Below are 315 nucleotides of genomic sequence, written 5' to 3'. Positions count from 1 at the left end.
CTACATGATTCTGGTAGTTGTATCTATTCGGGTTTAGGTTGCCAGAGTTGTAAAAACCTACATTGTGATAACCATCTATATAATGTTCACTTTCAATTATAGGATTGTTGTTCGCCAGTGTATCATCATACAACCACATATACTCAAAAAATTGATCGCGCGAACGCAACCTTTTGATAAAGAACACCTTTTCTTATTCTCAAAAATAATTATTTTTCTTTTCAATTTAAAAAAATAAACTTCTGTTTCCAAAAATTTGTTTTTAAAAAATGTCGTTGTCGCTGTTGCCCAAAAATGTTAAAATGTGTGTAAAAT

Annotated in this window: 1 protein-coding gene; it reads right to left on the bottom strand. The window is 30.2% G+C overall.

Going from position 1 to position 315, the window contains the following annotated elements; all coding sequences use genetic code 11:
- Positions 1–187: hypothetical protein (locus GNY06_RS13755; protein ID WP_212995102.1), on the bottom strand; the 187-nt coding region annotated here is incomplete at its 3' end.
- Positions 188–315: the final 128 nt, after the last annotated feature.

Source organism: Elizabethkingia argenteiflava (genome assembly GCF_009904105.1).
Taxonomy (GTDB): domain Bacteria; phylum Bacteroidota; class Bacteroidia; order Flavobacteriales; family Weeksellaceae; genus Elizabethkingia; species Elizabethkingia argenteiflava.
The sequence above is the reverse complement of the archived record's forward strand: the minus strand, read 5'-3'. Positions and strand labels throughout refer to the sequence as shown.